Annotated in this window: 22 protein-coding genes; 4 read left to right on the top strand and 18 right to left on the bottom strand. The window is 61.3% G+C overall.

What is annotated here, in order from left to right; all coding sequences use genetic code 11:
* Positions 1-17 precede the first annotated feature (17 nt).
* The 6 genes from L6418_RS04555 to L6418_RS04580 all read right to left on the bottom strand — a co-directional run bounded on the left by L6418_RS04555 (position 18) and on the right by L6418_RS04580 (position 6299).
* On the bottom strand, positions 18-725 hold the full coding sequence (locus L6418_RS04555; protein ID WP_237248288.1) for a GntR family transcriptional regulator: 708 nt from the start codon (positions 723-725) through the stop codon (positions 18-20).
* Entirely contained in the window at positions 722-1702 is a 981-nt protein-coding gene (locus L6418_RS04560; protein ID WP_237248289.1) for an ABC transporter ATP-binding protein, read from the bottom strand. Before L6418_RS04560 ends, L6418_RS04555 begins: the two co-directional genes overlap by 4 nt.
* Positions 1699-2757 (bottom strand): ABC transporter ATP-binding protein, encoded by a 1059-nt coding sequence (locus tag L6418_RS04565; protein WP_237248290.1) that lies wholly within the window; start codon positions 2755-2757, stop codon positions 1699-1701. The genes L6418_RS04560 and L6418_RS04565 overlap by 4 nt, the downstream gene beginning before the upstream one ends.
* On the bottom strand, positions 2754-3641 hold the full coding sequence (locus L6418_RS04570; RefSeq protein WP_237248291.1) for an ABC transporter permease: 888 nt from the start codon (positions 3639-3641) through the stop codon (positions 2754-2756). Before L6418_RS04570 ends, L6418_RS04565 begins: the two co-directional genes overlap by 4 nt.
* 13 nt (positions 3642-3654) lie before the next feature.
* Positions 3655-4608, bottom strand: a complete 954-nt coding sequence (locus tag L6418_RS04575) for an ABC transporter permease (protein WP_237248292.1) — start codon at positions 4606-4608, stop codon at positions 3655-3657.
* Positions 4609-4688: 80 nt separating this feature from the next.
* Positions 4689-6299: an ABC transporter substrate-binding protein gene (locus tag L6418_RS04580; protein ID WP_237248293.1), complete on the bottom strand. Its 1611-nt coding sequence runs from the start codon at positions 6297-6299 to the stop codon at positions 4689-4691.
* 567 nt (positions 6300-6866) lie between these two features.
* Here L6418_RS04580 and L6418_RS04585 point away from each other — a divergent pair.
* Genes L6418_RS04585 through L6418_RS04600 form a run of 4 tightly spaced genes read left to right on the top strand, consistent with a single transcriptional unit; the run spans position 6867 to position 8953 of the window.
* Entirely contained in the window at positions 6867-7184 is a 318-nt protein-coding gene (locus tag L6418_RS04585) for a helix-turn-helix transcriptional regulator (RefSeq protein ID WP_237248294.1), read from the top strand.
* 15 nt (positions 7185-7199) lie between these two features.
* Positions 7200-7697, top strand: coding sequence for an arsenate reductase ArsC (locus L6418_RS04590; protein ID WP_237248295.1), 498 nt, complete (start codon positions 7200-7202; stop codon positions 7695-7697).
* A gap of 4 nt (positions 7698-7701) precedes the next feature.
* Positions 7702-8721, top strand: coding sequence for an ACR3 family arsenite efflux transporter (gene arsB, locus L6418_RS04595; protein WP_237248296.1), 1020 nt, complete (start codon positions 7702-7704; stop codon positions 8719-8721).
* Positions 8722-8725: 4 nt separating this feature from the next.
* On the top strand, positions 8726-8953 hold the full coding sequence (locus L6418_RS04600) for a glutaredoxin family protein (RefSeq protein ID WP_237248297.1): 228 nt from the start codon (positions 8726-8728) through the stop codon (positions 8951-8953).
* Here the strand turns inward: L6418_RS04600 and proB are convergent.
* The 12 genes from proB to L6418_RS04660 form a co-directional block, all read right to left on the bottom strand.
* On the bottom strand, positions 8948-10066 hold the full coding sequence (gene proB / locus L6418_RS04605) for a glutamate 5-kinase (RefSeq protein ID WP_237248298.1): 1119 nt from the start codon (positions 10064-10066) through the stop codon (positions 8948-8950). The two genes, L6418_RS04600 and proB, sit on opposite strands and share 6 nt — an antisense overlap.
* A complete protein-coding gene (gene obgE / locus L6418_RS04610) occupies positions 10063-11139 on the bottom strand; it encodes a GTPase ObgE (RefSeq protein ID WP_237248299.1) in 1077 nt (358 codons plus the stop codon). The genes proB and obgE overlap by 4 nt, the downstream gene beginning before the upstream one ends.
* 66 nt (positions 11140-11205) lie before the next feature.
* Entirely contained in the window at positions 11206-11463 is a 258-nt protein-coding gene (rpmA, locus tag L6418_RS04615; RefSeq protein WP_013029144.1) for a 50S ribosomal protein L27, read from the bottom strand.
* 18 nt (positions 11464-11481) lie between these two features.
* Positions 11482-11793 (bottom strand): 50S ribosomal protein L21, encoded by a 312-nt coding sequence (gene rplU, locus L6418_RS04620; RefSeq protein ID WP_237248300.1) that lies wholly within the window; start codon positions 11791-11793, stop codon positions 11482-11484.
* Positions 11794-11926: 133 nt separating this feature from the next.
* Entirely contained in the window at positions 11927-13183 is a 1257-nt protein-coding gene (rho, locus tag L6418_RS04625) for a transcription termination factor Rho (protein WP_237248301.1), read from the bottom strand.
* 164 nt (positions 13184-13347) lie between these two features.
* Positions 13348-13674: a thioredoxin TrxA gene (gene trxA / locus L6418_RS04630; RefSeq protein ID WP_237248302.1), complete on the bottom strand. Its 327-nt coding sequence runs from the start codon at positions 13672-13674 to the stop codon at positions 13348-13350.
* 247 nt (positions 13675-13921) lie between these two features.
* Positions 13922-15253, bottom strand: coding sequence for an ATP-binding protein (locus tag L6418_RS04635; RefSeq protein WP_237248303.1), 1332 nt, complete (start codon positions 15251-15253; stop codon positions 13922-13924).
* A gap of 1 nt (position 15254) precedes the next feature.
* The gene (locus L6418_RS04640) at positions 15255-15923 is read right to left on the bottom strand and encodes a response regulator transcription factor (RefSeq protein ID WP_237248304.1); all 669 of its coding nucleotides are present in this window, start codon (positions 15921-15923) and stop codon (positions 15255-15257) included.
* A gap of 112 nt (positions 15924-16035) precedes the next feature.
* Positions 16036-16530: a diheme cytochrome c gene (locus L6418_RS04645; RefSeq protein ID WP_237248305.1), complete on the bottom strand. Its 495-nt coding sequence runs from the start codon at positions 16528-16530 to the stop codon at positions 16036-16038.
* Positions 16531-16540: 10 nt separating this feature from the next.
* Entirely contained in the window at positions 16541-16963 is a 423-nt protein-coding gene (locus L6418_RS04650) for a DUF1924 domain-containing protein (protein WP_237248306.1), read from the bottom strand.
* Positions 16964-17108: 145 nt separating this feature from the next.
* Positions 17109-17867: a class I SAM-dependent methyltransferase gene (locus tag L6418_RS04655; protein ID WP_237248308.1), complete on the bottom strand. Its 759-nt coding sequence runs from the start codon at positions 17865-17867 to the stop codon at positions 17109-17111.
* Complete coding sequence (locus L6418_RS04660; protein WP_237248309.1) at positions 17864-18409, bottom strand: DJ-1 family glyoxalase III; 546 nt, start codon at positions 18407-18409, stop codon at positions 17864-17866. The genes L6418_RS04655 and L6418_RS04660 overlap by 4 nt, the downstream gene beginning before the upstream one ends.

An 18409-nucleotide genomic window follows, 5' to 3' on the forward strand; every position in this document is an offset into this window, starting at 1 on the left:
TGTACTGCATCTCCGTTTCATTTATCTGTCTTGTTGTCGGCAGCCTGACTCGCCCATACCGGTGCGGCCCGGGTAGTGGCGCTACGTGCGGACAGCAGGTGGGTTCGCATGGCCCGGTAAGTGGTGATCACATCGTGCGACAGGATCGCTTCCACGATCACTGTGTGTTCCGCAAACGATTCTCCCATGCGTTCCATGTTGCGAAACTGGGTGCGCCGAAAAGGGGACATGCGGTGCCGCAAGTTCATGGCGATATCGATCAGTACCGGATTATGACAGCCTTGGATGATCGTGGTATGCAGTTCAAGATTTGCCGCATCATAACGGTCCATATCCCCCGCCTGCATGGCTGCTCGCCCACGGGCATGCAACTCCCGCAATTGGGCCCGGTCGGCCTCGGTCATGCGCAGGGCAGCGTGGCGTGCGCAGGCAGCCTCCAGTTCGCCGATGGCCTCGAACATCTGGTCCAGCTTCTCGGGGGTCATGGTCGCGACTACAGAACCGCGGTTGGGTCGGTACTCCACCAGTCCCATGATGGATAGCTGCTTCAGGGCCTCGCGCACCGGCGTGCGCGAGACGTTGAAACGATCGGCCAGGCTCGCTTCATCCAGGCGGGTGCTCGGTGCGAAATTGCCCAGCACGATCTCTTCGGCGACCTTGCGGCAGACCTCGTTCGCCAGGCCACCCCTGCTGCGGGTGGCTTCCAGTTCTTCGCCGGAATTCATGCGGCCTCCGTGAACGGCAGGATGGGATGAAAGCAGGCCAGGGACTCGTTCCCGATGCCAATGACAGGCGGGACCTCATGGCGGCACTGGTCGCCGGCATGGGCGCAACGGGGCGCGAAACTGCAGCCCGGCGGCAGGCATGCCAGGTCTGGAGGCGAGCCGGGGATGGCCACCAGGGCCTTGCCGCGATTCTCCATTCCCACGCTGGAGGCCAGCAGGTCGGCGGTATAAGGATGCCGCGGCCGGCGCACGATACCGGCCACCGGCCCCTGTTCGACGATGCGGCCGGCGTACATGACGGCGATGCGGTCCGCCACTTCCACGGCGGCGCCGATGTCGTGGGTGACGAAGATCACCGACATGCCGGTCTCCTTCTGCAACTCGCGCAGCAGCAGCAGGATCTGGATCTGCACCGATGCGTCCAGCGCGGTGGTCGGTTCGTCTGCCAGCAGCAGTTTCGGCTTGCAGGCCAAGGCCAGGGCAATCATGGCCCGCTGCCGCATGCCGCCGGAAAGCTCGCCGGGATAGGTGTCGAAGCGCTGTTTTGCCTGCGGGATCTGCACCCTGTCGAGCATCTGCAATGCCTGCAGACGGGCAGCGTTTTCGTCTACGGCTTCGTGGACGCGTATGGCCTCGGTGATCTGCCGGCCGATGGTGTAGACCGGGTCGAAAGCCAGTCCCGGCTCCTGGAACACCATCGAGACCGTCCCGCCCCGGTACAGCTCCAGCTCGTGCCCCTTGAGCGCCAGCACATCCTTGCCGTCGATCCGGATGTGCCCGCTGATGCGTGTGTTGTGCTCCGGGTACAGGCGCAACAGGGTGCGCAAGGTGACGCTCTTGCCCGACCCGGACTCGCCCAGCAGCCCGAGTACTTCGCCTTCCCCCAGTTCGAAACTGACCCGGTTGAGCGCGCTCGCGTTGCGATGGCCGTGGAACTGCACGCTGAGATCCTGCACGGAAACCAGAGGGGCGTTCATGCGTGATTCTCCTGTTTTGCTTCCGGATGGCCGGACAGTCTGTCGTTCATGTGACAGGCCACACTGTGGGCGACGTTTTCGCCCACTGCCGCAAGGACCGGCGCCTGCGCCGCGCAGACCGCATGCGCATGGGGGCAGCGGTCGCGGAAGCGGCATCCGTCCGGCGGATCGATCGGATTGGGCGGGTCGCCGTTGAGGGGCGGCACCTCGGTACGGTGATCGGGGTCCATGGAGGGCACGGCGGACAGCAATGCGCGGGTATAGGGATGGGCAGCGTGGCCGTAGATATCTTCTACCGGCCCGGTCTCCACCACTTCGCCCAGGTACATCACCATCACATGGTCGCTCAGGTAATGCACCACATGCAGATCGTGGGAGATGAACAGGTAAGTGAGCTGCCGTTCGGCCTTCAGCTCCTGCAGCAGATTCAGTACCTGCGCCTGCACCGATTTGTCCAGCGCGGCCACCGCTTCGTCGAGTATCACCATCCTCGGGTCAAATGCCAGCGCCCGTGCGATGTTCACGCGCTGCCGCTGCCCGCCGGAAAGTTCATGGGGATAGCGGCTGCCGAACTGATCGGGCTCCAGGCCGACGCGGAAGAGCAGATCCTGCGTCAGCCGGCCGGCCTCCGTGGTTGTAACGCCGTGGATACGGGGACCGTAGGCGATGGTCTCGGCGATGCTGAGCCGCGGATTGAGGGAAGCATATGAATCCTGGAACACCATCTGCAGGTTGCGGCGGAATTCCTTGAGTTCGATGCCGCCCAGTTCCGCCACGCCTTCGCCGTCGAAGATCATGCTGCCGTCGTCCGGCGCCATCAGGTGGGCGATGAGTCGGGCCGTCGTCGATTTGCCGCAGCCGGATTCGCCGACGATGCCCAGCGTCTTGCCCTTGGGTACGGAAAAACTCACGCCGTCCACGGCATGCACGAATTTGCGCTTGCGATCGAGCAGGCCGCCGCGCACGGGGAAATATTTTTTCAGGTCGCGCACGATCAGCAGCGGCTGGGAGGGGCCACCGCGATCCTGGCTATGGGTTGGAGGGCGGGTATTCATCGACGGATATCCATGGCCGAACGCACGCTGTCTGCCAGCAGATTGAATGCGATCGAGGTGATAAAGATCAGGGCGCCGGGCAAGGCCGCCACCCACGGGTTGGTATAGATGGCCGAGCGCAGCGTGTTGAGCATGAGCCCCCATTCCGGTTCCGGCGGTTTGACGCCGAGGCCGAGGAAGGACAGCCCCGAGGCCAGGATCATGCTGACGCTGAGCAGGCCCGTGGCATAGACGAACACCGGCCCCAGCACGTTGCCCAGCACATGGACGCGGATGATGGAGAATGCGCCGGCGCCGCTCATGCGGGCTGCCTCGATGTAGTCCAGTTTGCGCACCTGGGTCGTGACGCTCTCCGCCACCCGCACTACCTGTGGGATGAAGATCAGGCTCAACGCGATCAGGCTGTTGCTCATGCCGGGACCGAGTGCGCCGGAGATGGCCACCGCCAGGAGCACCGAGGGGAAGGCATAGAACACGTCCAGCACGCGCATGATGGCCATGTTCACCGTGCCGCCGACATAACCCGCGAACAGGCCGATCGCGGTACCGATGACGAATGCCGCCAGCACCGGGACCACGCCCATCAGCAGGGAGATGCGTCCGCCGTACATCAGGCGGGAGACCATGTCGCGGCCCAGTTCATCGGTGCCGAGCAGATGGCCCTCGCTGCCCAAGGGCAGCAGTCGGTGCAGCATGCTGCCCTTGTAGGCGTCATCCGGTGCCAGCCACGGCGCGAACACGGCGGAAAGGATGATCAGCAGCAGGATGGCAGAGATGAACAAGGCCATCGGGTCCCGGCGCAGCTGGTGCCACACCATGGCCCAGTAGCTGCGGCTGGGTGTCGCCACCACGGCGTGCACGGGTATGACAAGAGAAACAGGCATATTCAGATTCCTTTCAGCCGCGTCCCATGCGGGGATCGATCAGGGGTTGCAGGATGTCCACCACCAGGTTCAGGACCACGAAGAACATGCACAGCACCAGCAGGGTTCCCTGCAACAAGGGGATGTCCCGCTGGAAGATGGCGGTGTTCAGCAGGTAGCCGGTGCCCGGCCAGGCGAAGACAGTCTCCACCAGGATCGAGCCGCCCATCAGGTAGCCGATCTGCAGGCCGGCCACGGCCAGCACGGTGGGGGCGGTGTTTTTGGCGATATGGCGGAAGACGGCGCGGCCGGACAAACCCTTGGCCCGCAGGGCGACCACGAATTCCTGTTCCAGCATGTCGGCCACCAGCGCGCGGACGGTGCGGGTGATGATGCCCATCGGAATGACCGACAGGGTGAGTGCCGGCAACACCAGATAGCGCAGATGCGCGAGATCCCACAGCCATGCACCCGATCCGTCGGGACCGGCACCCATGGCCGGGAACCAGCCCAGCCAGATGGAGAAGACGATGGTCAGCACCAGTCCCAGCCAGTAATGGGGAATGCTGACGCCGATCACTGAGACTACCGTGGCGGCTCGGTCCATCCAGGTACCGCGGTGGTAACCGGCCAGTGCGCCGAGGATGCAGCCCGCCAGCACGCCGGCGAAGGCGGCAAAGCCCGCGAGCAAGAGCGTGTTGCCGACAGCACTCATGACTTCTCCGGCAACCGCACGGCCCGAAGCGATGGACGTGCCCAGGTCTCCCTGCACAGCCCGCAGCAGCCACATGCCGTACTGGACGGGAACGGGCCGGTCCAGGCCGTAGGCACTCTTCAATGCCTGGATCACTTCTGCCGGTGCATCGGCGGGGGCGATGGCGTTGAGGGGATCGCCGGGAGCAAGATAGACCAGTATGAAGGACACCACCGTCACGCTCAGGGCGATGGGGATGGCGTACAGCACACGTTTGAAGATATAGATAAGCATGGGGCGCTCTGTTGAATCGGTCCGAATCGGGTGAGGGCGGTGGCAGTTGCTACGACCTTCACCCGCTCCGGCACGACGGTTTACATACGGAGAGTCGTCAGGTCCTGGAACCAGTGCTGGGCCTGGACGAATTCCTTGACCTTAGGCGAGAGGGCGTGCGGATTCACGTCATGGACGACCCACAACATCAGCGCATCGTCCACCATGATCTCGTGGACCTTGGACAGCAGGCCGTCCTGCGTCCTGGTGTTGAACGTGGTGCGGATCTTGTCCACCAGCGCATCGACTTTGGGATTGTTGTAGCCTCCCCAGTTCACGCCATTGGGCGCCACATAACGGCTGTCCACAAAGCGGGTGATGCCGTAGAACGGGTCGGCGGTGACGTAACCCAGATTGATGGCGGTGATTCCCTTGCCGGCATTCATGTCAGCCGCGGCCCCGCTGCGCCAGTGCAGGTAGAGATTCTCCAGCTCGACCACCTCGAAGCTCACTTGGATGTTGATCTCGGCCAGACTCTGCTGGATGAACTCGTTCATGGGCAGGGAGAGCATCTGTCCGGTGCCGCCCTGAGCGATGATCACCTTGGCCACCAGCGGGTGCTCCTTGGTATAGCCGGCCTGGGCCATCAGCGCACGTGCAGCGGCGAGGTCATAGCGGATCTTGAAAGCGGGTTTGCCGAACCAGGGGCTGGTGACATCCATCTGACCGACGGCAGGCGTTGCCAGGCCGTTCATCAATTTGACGACGGCGTCGCGGTCGATGGCCAGATTGGCTGCCTTCCTCACGCGGATATCGGTCCAGGGCGAGCCGGGCAGCGTGGAGAAGTGATAGGGCCACACGTGCGGGGTCACGTTCTGCACCAGCTTGAAGCCTGCGCTCTTGAGTTGCGGCACGACATCGGGCGGCGGGGTCTCGATGAGATCCACCTGGCCGTTCAGCAAGGCATTGACCCGGGTCATCGCGTCCGGGATCGGCACGAGCACGATGCGGTCTGTCTTGGCCAGGCGCTTCTTGTCCCAGTAGTCGTTGTTCTTCACCAGGTCGGCCCGCTCCCTGGGCACCAGCTTGTCGAGCTTGAACGGACCGGTGCCGGATGGATGCATGGCTACCTGGCTCCAGTCCTTGCCCATCTTTTCCCATTGCGCCGGGCTGGAGATCAGGAACCAGGGCAGCTGGTACGGGAACAAGGCATCCACTTCCTTGGTGGTGATCTCCACGGCGTAGTCATTCACCTTGCGATAGGAAGCGATGGAAGGGATGCGGGGACGTACCTGCGCACTTTGCTTGGCATCGAACTGGGGCGATTTGTCGGCCAGCACCTTGTCCAGGTTCCAGATCACCGCATCGGCATTGAATTCCGAACCGTCATGGAATTTCACGCCCTTGCGCAGGGTGAACAGCCACTTCTTGTTGTCCTTGGGATCCACCTTCCAGTTGGTGGCCAGACCGGGGACCAGTTTGCCCGGACGGTCGCTGATATTGGCCTCCCAGGCGATCAGCGGATCGTAGAGGGTGTGGCCGGTGAATTGATAGGCGCCAGCGCCGCGATCCGGCTGGCCGGTGGTGAGGGGGATATCCGCCATCGAGATTCCGTAGCGGGCGACAGTCTCTGCATGCAGGCTGCCGTTGAGGGAAAAAGCCAGCGGCAATACTGCCAGCCATTTGGCCAAGTGCTTGCTGATAGGTTTCATGAACGTCTCCAGAGTGATGGGAAAGCACTTCGGGAGATTGCATGTAGCGTGCCAGAAACAGGTTTCCGGGAAATGTATTTGATAAGCGATTGTTGAGTCAAAGTTAAACTGGAAATGTTTATTGACGGGGGGATTCGTTTAAATGCACGGGGAAAGGTGACCCGGCAATCTTGCATGCAAACGCCCCGTTTTTGAGCGTGGACGGCAGACATTGTGTCCAAAGTGGGGCGCGATAACCTCCCGCTCCAGTGTGGATCTGGCGAGTTTATTTTCCCTGCGTTGTGATTGCCTGTGGAGGCTCCGCTTCAAATGAAAATGGGGACCGCCTTTGCGGACGGCTCGTTCAACGGCGCGGCGGTCGTAGTGCGATGACGACGATGGCAACCAATACTATGAGGATGAACAGTTCCAGAAACATGCAAATACTCGCTGACGATCAAGGCGAAAGTTTGAAGCCGGAAGCTATGCTAGCACGTATGCAATTCATGGATTTGTTGCCGGCCATGGTTGTGGCAGGTGTAACGTTTCTATAATATTGGAAATATAGAATATGTGGCAGAGGTGAGGATGGATATTGAAGTGGCGGTAGGAGCGTTGGCGGCACTGGCGCAGGAATCGCGTTTGTCGATCTTTCGTTTGCTGGTGCAGGCTGGGAAGCAGGGCGTTGCGGCCGGCGCGGTGGGGGAGGAACTGGGCATTCCCCCGGCAACGCTGTCGTTCCACTTGAAAACGCTGGCACATGCCGGGCTGATCAAAGCGCGGACGGAGGGGCGTTTTGTCATCTACAGCGCCAATTTCACCGAGATGGACAAGCTGATTGCCTATCTCACCGAACATTGCTGTGCAGGCGATGCGGCACAGTGCGCCCCTATCAATAAGTGTTGAGACAAGGATGATGACATGAGTGAAAAGCAATACAACGTACTGGTGCTGTGCACCGGCAATTCGGCACGCAGCATCCTGGGCGAGGTGCTGTTCAACAACCTGGGCAAGGGCAGGTTCAAAGCCTGGAGTGCGGGCAGCAAGCCGGCCGGGTGCGTCAATCCGGGCGCGCTGGAACTGCTGCAACAGCAAGGCTACAGCATCGAAGGCCTGCGCAGCAAAAGCTGGGACGAGTTCGCTGTGCCAGGAGCGCCCGAATTCGATTTCATCTTCACCGTCTGCGACAACGCTGCGGGCGAAGCCTGCCCGGTGTGGCTGGGGCATCCGGCGACGGCGCATTGGGGCATTCCCGACCCGGCGCATGTCGAAGGCGATGAAGCGCGGCGAGTGGCATTCAAGAGGGCTTCCGAACAGTTGGCGCGCCGTATCCAGTTGTTCCTGAGCTTGCCGATCGACAAACTGGACAGGCTGGTGCTGAAAGATAAACTCGCCGAGATCGGTCGCATCAAGGATTGACAGCATGAGCATCTTCGAACGCTACCTGACCCTGTGGGTCTTCCTGTGCATCGTCGTCGGCGTGGTGCTGGGGCAGGCCATACCCGCTCCGTTCCACTGGCTGGGTGGCCTGGAGGTTGCCAGGGTCAATATTCCGGTCGGACTGCTGATCTGGGTGATGATCATCCCCATGCTGTTGCGCATCGACTTTAGCGCGCTGCACGAGGTGCGAAAACACTGGCGCGGCATCGGTGTCACGCTGTTCATCAACTGGGCGGTCAAGCCGTTTTCCATGGCGCTGCTGGGCTGGCTGTTCATCCGCCACCTGTTCGCGCCGTATCTGCCGGCGGAACAGCTCGACAGCTACATCGCCGGACTGGTGCTGCTCGCCGCCGCTCCCTGCACCGCGATGGTGTTCGTGTGGAGCCGCCTGGTGAACGGCGAACCGCTGTTCACCTTGAGCCAGGTTGCACTCAACGACACCATCATGGTGTTCGCCTTCGCCCCGCTGGTTGCCTTGCTGCTGGGCCTGTCGGCCATCATCGTGCCGTGGGATACGTTGCTGGTGTCGGTGGTGCTCTACATCGTGCTGCCGGTGCTGCTGGCACAGGTATGGCGCAAGCTGCTGCTGGTGCGCGGCGAGGAGGTATTGCAGCGCACCCTGGCGGCGCTCGGCCCGATCTCCATTTCCGCGCTGCTGCTGACGCTGGTGCTGCTGTTCGCCTTCCAGGGCAAGGCCATCGTCGAGCAGCCGCTCGTCATACTGATGCTGGCCGTGCCCATCACCATCCAGGTGTACTTTACTTCCGGCTTTGCATACTGGCTCAACCGGCGTTTCGGCGAGGCGCACTGCGTGGCCGGCCCGTCTGCGCTGATCGGGGCTTCCAATTTCTTCGAACTGGCCGTGGCGGCGGCGATCAGCCTGTTCGGTTTCGAGTCGGGTGCGGCGCTTGCAACCGTGGTGGGGGTGTTGATCGAAGTGCCGGTGATGTTGAGTGTGGTGTATATCGTCAAGCGCAGCCAGCTCTGGTATGAAAGGAGTTAGCGCGATGTCGGCTATCAGGCTTTACGGTACGGAGTTCTGTCATCTGTGCGACGAGGCGAAGGCGATCCTCCGGGAAGCTGGCATCGAAGCGAGTTACATCGATATTGCCGATGACGATGAACTGCTGGAAAAATATGGCGTGCGTATCCCCGTACTGTTGCGCGTGGATACCGGAGCTGAGCTGGGGTGGCCGTTCGATACGATGGCGGCCTCCCGTTTCTTGGCGTTATAGCAGCACTAAATTGTCGCGGTGAATCAATTCCGGTTCGTCGACGTAGCCGAGAATGATTTCGATCTCGCCGCTCGCCTTGCCGGCGATGCGACGCGCCTCAGCGGAGCTGTAGTTGATGAGGCCGCGCGCGATGTCCTGGCCTTCGGTATCGAGCACGGCGACGACCGCGCCACGCTGGAATTCCCCGCTGACCTGGGTCACGCCGATAGGCAGCAGGCTCTTTCCCTCGTTGCGCAGTACCCGCACAGCACCCGCATCCAGCATGACCTTGCCGCTCACTTGCAGATGATCGGCGAGCCACTGCTTGCGCGCATCGAGCGAGAGCGAGGTGGCCGTCAGCAGGCTGCCGATGGATTCGCCCTGCAGCAGGCGTGGCAACACATCGCGTTCGTGGCCGGATGCGATGACCGTGTGGGCACCGCTGCGGGCTGCGCGTTTGGCGGCCAGTACTTTGGTGATCATGCCGCCGCGGCCGATGTGGCTGCCGGCGCCGCCGGCCATCGCCTCTAATGTGGCGTCGCCCGCCCGCGCTACACTGATGAGCGTGGCGCCCGGATCCTTGCGCGGATCGGCAGTGTAGAGGCCGTCCTGGTCGGTGAGAATGACGAGCGCATCGGCTTCGATCAGGTTGGCGACCAGCGCCCCCAGCGTGTCGTTGTCGCCAAACTTGATCTCGTCGGTAACGACGGTGTCGTTCTCGTTGATGATCGGGATGACGCCCAGATTGAGCAGCGTGCGCAGGGTGGAACGGGCATTGAGGTAACGTTCGCGGTCGGCGAGGTCGGCATGGGTCAGCAATACTTGTGCGGCATTTAACCGATGCCGCCGGAAGCAGCTTTCATATGCCTGCACCAGCCCCATTTGGCCGACCGCCGCGGCAGCCTGCAATTCATGCACGGCGCTGGGGCGTTGCTTCCAGCCCAGGCGTTGCATGCCTTCGGCGATGGCGCCGGAGGAGACCAGTACCACTTCGCAGCCTTGGGTGCGCAATGTGGCGATCTGCTGCGCCCAGTTGCCCAAGGCGTCCATATCCAGGCCGGTACCCTGGTTGGTGACAAGGCTGCTGCCGACTTTGACGACGATGCGTCTGGATTGGGTCAGAACGGTTTTCATACTAGCGGGTCGTGAACGTCGATCTCGGTTTCTTGAGCACTCTCGGACACGGCGTCGCGTTCCCGGGCCGTGATCTGGTCGATATGTTCCATGATAGCGTAAGTCAATTCCTTGCAGCCTTCGCCATTGATGGCCGAGATCGCGAAGTAGCGAGTGTTGTCGCCGAAGGCCTTGAGAAAGGCGGCGATCCTCTCGTCCCGGTCTTCCAGCAGATCCAGCTTGTTCAGCACCAGCCAGCGCGGCTTGTTGTACAGGGCCTCGTCGTATTTTTTCAGCTCGTTCAGGATGGCATGGGCTTCGTGCACCGGGTCTATACCCTCATACATCGGCGCAAGATCCACCAGATGCAGCAGCAGGCGGGTGCGCGCCAGATGGCGCAGGAACTGGTGCCCCAGGCCGGCGCCTTCTGCCGCCCCTTCGATCAGGCCCGGGATATCGGCGATGACGAAGCTCTTTTCTTCCGAGACGCGCACCACGCCCAGATTGGGATGCAGGGTGGTGAACGGGTAATCGGCCACTTTGGGGCGTGCTGCCGAGACCGCGCGGATGAAGGTGGACTTGCCTGCATTGGGCATGCCGAGCAGGCCGACATCGGCCAATACCTTCAGCTCCAGTCGCAGCTCGCGGCGTTCCCCTTCTTCGCCGGGGGTGCACTGGCGCGGCGCGCGGTTGGTGCTGGACTTGAAGTGCAGGTTGCCCAGGCCGCCGGCGCCGCCTTTGGCGAGCTGGACCCGTTCCCCGTCGTGAGTCAGGTCGGCGATGACCTGGCCGGTATTGATGTCGGTGATGACCGTGCCTACCGGCATGCGCAGGATGACATCGTCCGCGCCTTTGCCATAACAATCTGCCCCGCGACCGGATTCGCCGTTCTTGGCCCGGTGCATGCGGGCGAAGCGATAATCCACCAGGGTATTGATGTTGCGGTCGGCGACGGCGATCACGCTGCCGCCACGCCCGCCGTCGCCGCCGTCCGGCCCGCCCTTTTCGATATATTTTTCATGACGAAAGCTGGCTGCGCCGTTTCCGCCGTTGCCTGCAATGACTTCAATTTTTGATTCGTCGATGAATTTCATGATGGAGTGACCGGAAAATAAAAAAGCCCTACCTCGCGATAGGGCTCATTCTAACTGCTTGAATGCTTAAGCAGCGACGATGCTGACCGTCTTGCGCTTCATAGCGCCCTTGACCGCAAATACCACCTTGCCGGTGATCTTGGCGAACAAGGTGTGATCTTTGCCCATGCCGACGTTGTCGCCTGCGTGCACCTGGGTGCCACGCTGACGCACGATGATGCTGCCTGCGCTAATCAGTTCGCCGCCGTAGCTCTTTACACCCAGTCGTTTCGAGTGCGAGTCGCGGCCGTTACTGGTACTACCCCCGCCTTTTTTCGATGCCATGTTGCAGCTCCTTCAGAATTAAGCCGAGATGCCGTCGATGCGGATCTCGGTGTAGTTTTGACGATGACCTTGATGCTTTTGATAGTGCTTGCGACGACGCATCTTGAAGATAGTCACTTTGTCGTGGCGGCCGTTGGCGATGATGGTCGCCTTGACGGTTGCACCACTCAGCAGGGGCTTGCCGACGGAGACCTTGTCGCCGTTGCCGACCATCAGCACTTTGTCCAATACGATCGCGCCGCCGACGTCGCCGTCGATGGATTCGATCTTCAGGGTTTCACCTTGGACAACGCGATATTGCTTGCCACCGGTTTTGATTACTGCGTACATAACGACCTCGCTTGATGCGGTTGTTTTTTAGTTACGGCATAACCTTAAGGTTAGCCTCCACTGAAATTGTGGATTTTCAGAGCCGCGCATTATACATAAACATGACCGACCGTCAAAACCCTTTTTTCAGGGATCAACGCTTCATTGAATCGAAGAATTCCGCGTTGTTTTTGGTTGCCTTGACCTTGTCCAGCAGGAATTCCATCGCTTCCAGCTCGTCCATGGGGTAGAGCAGCTTGCGCAGCACCCAGATGCGCTGCAGCAGATCCTGCTTGATCAGCAGTTCTTCCTTGCGGGTGCCGGAGCGGTTGACGTTGATGGCCGGGTAGATGCGTTTCTCGGCCATGCGGCGATCCAGGTGAATCTCCATGTTGCCGGTACCCTTGAATTCTTCGTAGATGACGTCGTCCATGCGGCTGCCGGTATCCACCAGCGCGGTGGCGATGATGGTCAGCGAGCCGCCTTCCTCGACGTTGCGCGCCGCGCCGAAGAAGCGCTTGGGGCGTTGCAGGGCATTGGCGTCGACACCGCCGGTCAGTACCTTGCCGGAGGAGGGGATTACGGTGTTGTAGGCACGTGCCAGACGGGTGATCGAGTCGAGCAGGATGACCACGTCCTTCTTGTGTTCGACCAGGCGTTTGGCCTTTTCCAGCACCATCTCGGCGACCTGCACGTGTCGGGTGGCCGGTTCGTCGAAGGTGGAGGCGACCACTTCGCCACGCACGGTGCGGCTCATCTCGGTGACTTCTTCGGGGCGCTCGTCGATCAGCAGTACGATCAATATCGCTTCCGGGTTGTTGGAGGCGATGGAGTGGGCGATATGCTGCAGCATCACCGTCTTGCCGGACTTGGGCGAGGCGACCAGCAGGCCGCGCTGGCCCTTGCCGATGGGGGCGATGATGTCGATGACGCGTCCGGTGAGGTTCTCGTCCGCGCGGATGTCGCGTTCCAGGCAGATCTGCTGGGTTGGAAACAGCGGTGTCAGGTTCTCGAACAGGATCTTGTTCTTGGCGTTCTCCGGCGGTTCGCCGTTGACCTTGTCCACCTTGACCAGTGCAACATAACGCTCGCCTTCCTTGGGGGTGCGGATTTCGCCCTCGATCGAATCGCCGGTATGCAGGTTGAAGCGGCGCACCTGGCTGGGGCTGACGTAGATGTCATCGGGACCGGCCAGATAGGAGGTGTCAGGCGACCTCAGGAAACCGAAGCCGTCTGGCAGCACCTCCAGGGTACCTTCGCCAAAAATGCTTTCGCCTTTTTTCGCCTGGTTCTTCAGCAGCGCGAAGATCAAATCCTGCTTGCGCATGCGGTTGGCGTTATCGATTTGATTGGTGGTGGCGATTTCCACCAGCTCGGTGATGTGTTTGGTCTTGAGGTCGGATAAATGCATATATGGATGAGGCGCGATTGCGCTGGGTTGTGATGAGTTACATGGGAAGTGTTACTGGGTTTGCGGGTGTTCCCGCGCCGTACTGCCTTGAGTGTCGTTGGTTTGTTTTGTAAGGCTGAGTTTCAGGACGAAACAGGGCAGTCGCGGGCGGGAGATTAAAGGGTTCAGATGTGGCTGTCAATGAAAGCGGTGAGTTGCGATTTGGACAATGCGCCGACCTTGGTTGCTTCGATGTTGCCGTTCTTGAACAACATCAGCGTCGGAATGCCGCGCACACCATACTTCTGCGGGGTCTGCTGGTTCTCGTCCACGTTCAGCTTTGCGATGTTCAGCCGTCCGGAGTATTCCTTGGAGACCTCGTCCAGGATCGGGGCGATCATGCGGCAGGGGCCGCACCATTCGGCCCAGTAGTCGACCAGCACGGGCAGCGGCGATTGCAGCACCTCGGCAGTGAAAGTGGCATCGGTGACATAACGGATATGTTCGCTCATGTTTGTTTCTCGCTGTGGGTTAGATTTTTTGGGATGCAGTCTATGCCGCTTGGATGTACAACTGGATTGGGGAGGCATCCTATCTAAAAAAATCAGGGTTGGGAAGAGTTTCCGAAGGCGTTTTATAACTCATTGAGATGAGGCGTGTTTTAATTGTTTTGGCGTGCGTTGCGTATGCCTGGCGAGTTGGTTTTGCATCAGTCCGCACGCTCCGAATCGCGCGATCTCAGGGCAATCGGCCGGATTGTCATGGTTGGAACGCCACGACGACGTTCAATCCGCTGCCCTTCATGTTTGGCGCAAGTTGCAGGGATGCGGCATGGATCTCGGCGATGCGTTTGACGATCGACAGCCCCAGTCCGCTGCCGCTGCCGCTGGTCCCCGCGGGGCGATAGAAACGTTCCGCCACCCTGTCCAGTTCCGCTGCGGGAATGCCGGGGCCGTTGTCGCTGACCGACAATAATGTCTTTCCAGGTTCATGGGCGATGTCGATACGCACGGTTGTTCCGGGCCGGGTATGACGGACGGCATTGTCGATCAGGTTGCGTATCAGGATCTGCAGCAATACCGGATTGCCGCGCACCACTGCCTGGTCGACGGCAGTCAGCTCGAGCCGCACATCCTGTCCCAGGGCGGTCGGCGCGATGGAGGCAATCGCCTCGGCGGCGATGGCTTCGAGATGGCACGGCGCGCTCGTCTCGGCGCTCAGGGAATCGATGCGGGCAAGGGTCAGCAGTTGATCGATCAGATGTGCGGCACGATCGCAGCCGAGGATCACGCTGTCCAGTGCGTGGCTGCGTTCATCTTCCGAAACGGCAGCCCGGGCAACCTGCGCTTGCGCCTTGATTGCCGCCACCGGAGTGCGCAATTCGTGCGCGGCGTCCGCGGTGAAACGCCGCTCTTTTTGCAAAGAGGCATCGATGCGGACGAACAGTTCGTTGAGCCGCCCGATCAGCGGCAACGCTTCGCTCGGTGCGCTGCCCGCATCCAGCGGGGCCAGATTGTCCGGTTCGCGCTGCGCCACGTCGGCGGTCAGTCTCACCAGCGGACGCAGGCCGCGCGCCACCGCCAGCCATAGCAACAGGGTCAGCAAAGGCAAGGAGAACCACAGCGGCTTGAGCAGGTTGCCCGCGATGTCCTGCGCCAGGTCGTCGCGTGCCTCGGCACGTTCCGCCACGTGGATCAGGTTCCTGCCCGAATCATCCCAGGTGCTGAAGACCCGCCAGCGCTGGCCGTCGATGATGCTGTCGCTGAAGCCCTGTTCGCGGTTCGCCAGCGGTTGCCGGGGAGCGTTGGCAGAGTGCAGGCGCAGTACGCGCCCTTGTTCCCATATCTGGAATGCGACGCGACGGGAGTATTTGTGCAGCAACGGGACATGCTCCGTTTCGACCTCTTCCAGTTCATGCGAAGCCTGGGTCACCAGCAGTGCGGCGGACTGTGCGAGATGCGCATCGAGGATCTCGTCGAATTCCTCGCGTGCATCGAAATAGGTAAAGACGGCCGCAGCGGTCCAGACCGCGACAACGGTGGTTATCGACAGTAACAGCAGCCGCTGTTTCAAGGAGCTCAGCCTGCGCATTTCAGACCTTCTTTTCATCGGGGATCAGGTAACCCACGCCACGGATGGTTTCTATCAGTTCGGGAAACAGTTTGCGGCGCAGATGGTGGATATACACTTCGACTGCGTTGCTCTCGACTTCCTCCCCCCAGGCATACAGCTGTTCTTCGAGCTGGGTGCGCGACAGCACCCGGCCGGCATTCAGCATCAGGGCATGCAGCACGGCGAATTCCTTGGCGGGCAGGTCGATGCTCCGGTCGAGATAGCGTACCTGATGCGCAGCGGGTTCCAGCTCCACGCCGGCGATCTGCAGGGACGGCGCGGGTTTGCCGCTGGCGCGGCGGATGAGTGCCCGTACGCGTGCGGACAGTTCACCCATGTCGAACGGTTTGGCCAGATAATCGTCGGCACCGGCATCGAGGCCCCTGATCCTGTCTTCTACCGTGTCCATCGCGGTGAGGACCAGCACGGGGATGCTGAGCCGACGGCTGCGCAGTCGCCGCAATACCTCCAGTCCGGACATCCGCGGCAGGCCCAGATCCAGCACCGCTGCAGCGTAGGCTTCGGTGGCGAGTGCCTGGTCGGCCGAGACGCCGTCTTTCATCCAGTCCACGGCATAGCCAGCTTGCCTGAGGCCGGCCTGGATCGCATCGCCCAGCAGGGCATCGTCTTCGATCACCAGTATGCGCATTTTCCTATCCGAAAAGTCACTGCAGGTTTCCTTCCCCTGGTTGCGTGGTGCTGCAGGGGGCCTGATCCGGCGTTGGCAGCCTGTTCACGGCCAGGCTCCCCATCAGGCGGGTTCATCTGGGTATTCTAATACCGTGCTCGCCGTAATTGCCGCTTTCTGCCTGGGTATGGCAGGCGGCGCAATTGGCCGGGCTTTTTACCTTGGGATTCTTCCAGGTGCGCTCCGGCACTTCATCGTGTTCGCGCTGGAACCAGCGCGTCTCGGTGATACGCAGGATCGGCTTGCCGGCCGCATGGCGGTTGCTGCCTGCATTCTTTTCCAGAAAAGCGCCGATCTCCCGTTCGGCTGCAGGAGCCAGGCTGGCATCGCTGCCGAAGTGCCGGTCCAGCCCGGACATCAGTGCATGCCATGACTCCGCAGGCAGCAGGCGCGGCGGGTAAGCGACGTGGCAGGCGCCGCATTCTGCCTGCCACAGGGCATTCCTGGCGGCGGGCATGCGTTCGCCGTCATCGTCATCGTCGTCGGCATGGGCAAAGGACATCATGGTTCCCATCAGCAGCATGGCGACAGCGATGGCGTGTAAATATCTTGAGGTTCCGGGCATCATGTCGATCTCCTTAATTCCTGATGGTGAGCAGATAGGCGAGTACATCGCCTTTTTCCTGCGGCGTGCAAATCCGTCCCAGCACATCGTTGCAATTGCGTCTGAACCATTTTTCCATCTTGGCGGCATCGGCAAAACGTTCCGGATTCGCGGCGGGCGCCAGTGCCTGGATGGACTTGCCGGTCCTGGCGTGTTTTCCCGCTGCGGCAGGATTTTCGGTATGGCAGGAGGCGCAACTCAGCTCGTTGCCGTGAGTCTGCTTGAAGAAACGCTCGCCGGTATCGGCCGAGAATCCCCGGAAAGCCGGAATGGAATGCTGCGCTTCATTCCTGATCGAGGCCAGTGCCTCATCGGGCGTCTGTGCCGCGGCAGACAGCGACATCAAACCGGCGACGGCAACAAACACCAAGAGCAGCACATGGAATGTACGAATCATCTTCATCTCCTTATGTGACGTATTGCACGGAGCGCAGATTAGGAGGCCAAGCTTAAGGGGCGCTTAAGTGCAGGCATGTGTACCGGCGCGTCCCGTCCGGAACGTTCAGGCAGTGCCGCAGGTGGCAGTCCGGGATTTGGCGGGTTTACATGCGCCAGATATAAAGCGTCGAGCGATGCAGGTCTTCGACATTGATGGTTTCATGCGGCGGGTGGTCGGGCACGGCGAAAGTGTTGCTGATGAACAGGCTGCCGGGGCGCATCTCCTGCTGTGCCTTGTGCCACAGCTGCGCCATCGGTACCGGCGAGAGATAGGCGAACACCACATCGTAGCGGGACAGGTCGCTGTTCCACAGGCTGCCCCAACGTACCGTGCAATCGCGGTAACCGCCGAACCGGGTACGCAGCCAGCTCCACAGGAAAGGCAGCGGTGCGGCTTCCACGCCGTGGTAGCTCCCTTGCGGGTGGATGCGGGAAAGATGCGCAAGCACGCCGCCGATGCCGCAACCGAGATCGATGAAGGTGAATGGCCCCGTCGGCAGCCTGCAAGCCAATGCCTGCCATACCTTGTCGCTGGACAGATACAGCGGAACCTGGGTGCGGAAGGTGCTCCAGTACACCACCAGCATGACGAAGAAAGCGGCGAGGAAGAAGCCGGGCGGGATGTCGAGTGCCAGCATCAGTACCAGCGCAGGGGCAAAGATGAACTGGATGAACAGCCACCAGCGTGCCATGCCTGCAATACGGCTGAGGGCGGCTGACAGCGTGCCGCAGAGCAGGGCGGTGACCAGCGGTGCCGGGTGCAAGCCGAGTTGACGCATGGCCGATACGACCAGCATGAACGCTGCGAATTGCAGCAACAGTGCGATGAGCGAGGGGGGAAGCTTCTGCAGGGGCGAAATCACGTGCGCACCAGGCCGGCTTCGACCTCGTCCCGCTTGGCCTTGCCTGCCAGGCGTTCCACCAGCGTCAGCGCAAAATCCATTGCCGTGCCGGGGCCGCGCGAAGTGATGAGTTTGCCGTCTTCGACCACTGCTTGCGGCTGGCGCAGGACTTTGGGGAATGCATCGAGCGAGCCGGGAAAGCTGGTGGCATGCTTGCCGTCGAGCAATCCTGCCGCTGCCAGCACGGAAGGCGCAGCGCAGACGGCGCAGACAAAGAGATCATCTGCCGCCATGCGTTGTACCAGCCGGATGATGCGCGCATCGGCCTTGAGGTTGTTGGTGCCGGGCTGGCCGCCGGGCAGCACCACCATGTCGAAACGGCGCTTCAGCGCCTCATCCAGCGAGGTATCGGGGATCAGCTTGGTGCCGCGGCTGCCGCGTATCGGATGGCCATCGAGACTGGCGCTGACGGCCTCGATGCCGGCGCGGCGCAGGATGTTGAGAACGGTCACGGCTTCGAGTTCTTCGCTGCCGCTGGCCAAGGGGACGAGTACGGATTTCAT

Source organism: Sideroxyarcus emersonii (assembly GCF_021654335.1).
In the GTDB taxonomy this organism is placed as follows: Bacteria; Pseudomonadota; Gammaproteobacteria; order Burkholderiales; family Gallionellaceae; genus Sideroxyarcus; species Sideroxyarcus emersonii.

What these genes read in the sequence shown, in the direction of transcription:
- L6418_RS04555 (WP_237248288.1), bottom strand. Translation starts at nt 725, where the DNA reads ATGAATTCCGGCGAAGAACTGGAAGCCACCCGCAGCAGGGGTGGCCTG.
- L6418_RS04560 (WP_237248289.1), bottom strand. Translation starts at nt 1,702, where the DNA reads ATGAACGCCCCTCTGGTTTCCGTGCAGGATCTCAGCGTGCAGTTCCAC.
- L6418_RS04565 (WP_237248290.1), bottom strand. Translation starts at nt 2,757, where the DNA reads ATGAATACCCGCCCTCCAACCCATAGCCAGGATCGCGGTGGCCCCTCC.
- L6418_RS04570 (WP_237248291.1), bottom strand. Translation starts at nt 3,641, where the DNA reads ATGCCTGTTTCTCTTGTCATACCCGTGCACGCCGTGGTGGCGACACCC.
- L6418_RS04575 (WP_237248292.1), bottom strand. Translation starts at nt 4,608, where the DNA reads ATGCTTATCTATATCTTCAAACGTGTGCTGTACGCCATCCCCATCGCC.
- L6418_RS04580 (WP_237248293.1), bottom strand. Translation starts at nt 6,299, where the DNA reads ATGAAACCTATCAGCAAGCACTTGGCCAAATGGCTGGCAGTATTGCCG.
- L6418_RS04585 (WP_237248294.1), top strand. Translation starts at nt 6,867, where the DNA reads ATGGATATTGAAGTGGCGGTAGGAGCGTTGGCGGCACTGGCGCAGGAA.
- L6418_RS04590 (WP_237248295.1), top strand. Translation starts at nt 7,200, where the DNA reads ATGAGTGAAAAGCAATACAACGTACTGGTGCTGTGCACCGGCAATTCG.
- arsB (WP_237248296.1), top strand. Translation starts at nt 7,702, where the DNA reads ATGAGCATCTTCGAACGCTACCTGACCCTGTGGGTCTTCCTGTGCATC.
- L6418_RS04600 (WP_237248297.1), top strand. Translation starts at nt 8,726, where the DNA reads ATGTCGGCTATCAGGCTTTACGGTACGGAGTTCTGTCATCTGTGCGAC.
- proB (WP_237248298.1), bottom strand. Translation starts at nt 10,066, where the DNA reads ATGAAAACCGTTCTGACCCAATCCAGACGCATCGTCGTCAAAGTCGGC.
- obgE (WP_237248299.1), bottom strand. Translation starts at nt 11,139, where the DNA reads ATGAAATTCATCGACGAATCAAAAATTGAAGTCATTGCAGGCAACGGC.
- rpmA (WP_013029144.1), bottom strand. Translation starts at nt 11,463, where the DNA reads ATGGCATCGAAAAAAGGCGGGGGTAGTACCAGTAACGGCCGCGACTCG.
- rplU (WP_237248300.1), bottom strand. Translation starts at nt 11,793, where the DNA reads ATGTACGCAGTAATCAAAACCGGTGGCAAGCAATATCGCGTTGTCCAA.
- rho (WP_237248301.1), bottom strand. Translation starts at nt 13,183, where the DNA reads ATGCATTTATCCGACCTCAAGACCAAACACATCACCGAGCTGGTGGAA.
- trxA (WP_237248302.1), bottom strand. Translation starts at nt 13,674, where the DNA reads ATGAGCGAACATATCCGTTATGTCACCGATGCCACTTTCACTGCCGAG.
- L6418_RS04635 (WP_237248303.1), bottom strand. Translation starts at nt 15,253, where the DNA reads ATGCGCAGGCTGAGCTCCTTGAAACAGCGGCTGCTGTTACTGTCGATA.
- L6418_RS04640 (WP_237248304.1), bottom strand. Translation starts at nt 15,923, where the DNA reads ATGCGCATACTGGTGATCGAAGACGATGCCCTGCTGGGCGATGCGATC.
- L6418_RS04645 (WP_237248305.1), bottom strand. Translation starts at nt 16,530, where the DNA reads ATGATGCCCGGAACCTCAAGATATTTACACGCCATCGCTGTCGCCATG.
- L6418_RS04650 (WP_237248306.1), bottom strand. Translation starts at nt 16,963, where the DNA reads ATGATTCGTACATTCCATGTGCTGCTCTTGGTGTTTGTTGCCGTCGCC.
- L6418_RS04660 (WP_237248309.1), bottom strand. Translation starts at nt 18,409, where the DNA reads ATGAAATCCGTACTCGTCCCCTTGGCCAGCGGCAGCGAAGAACTCGAA.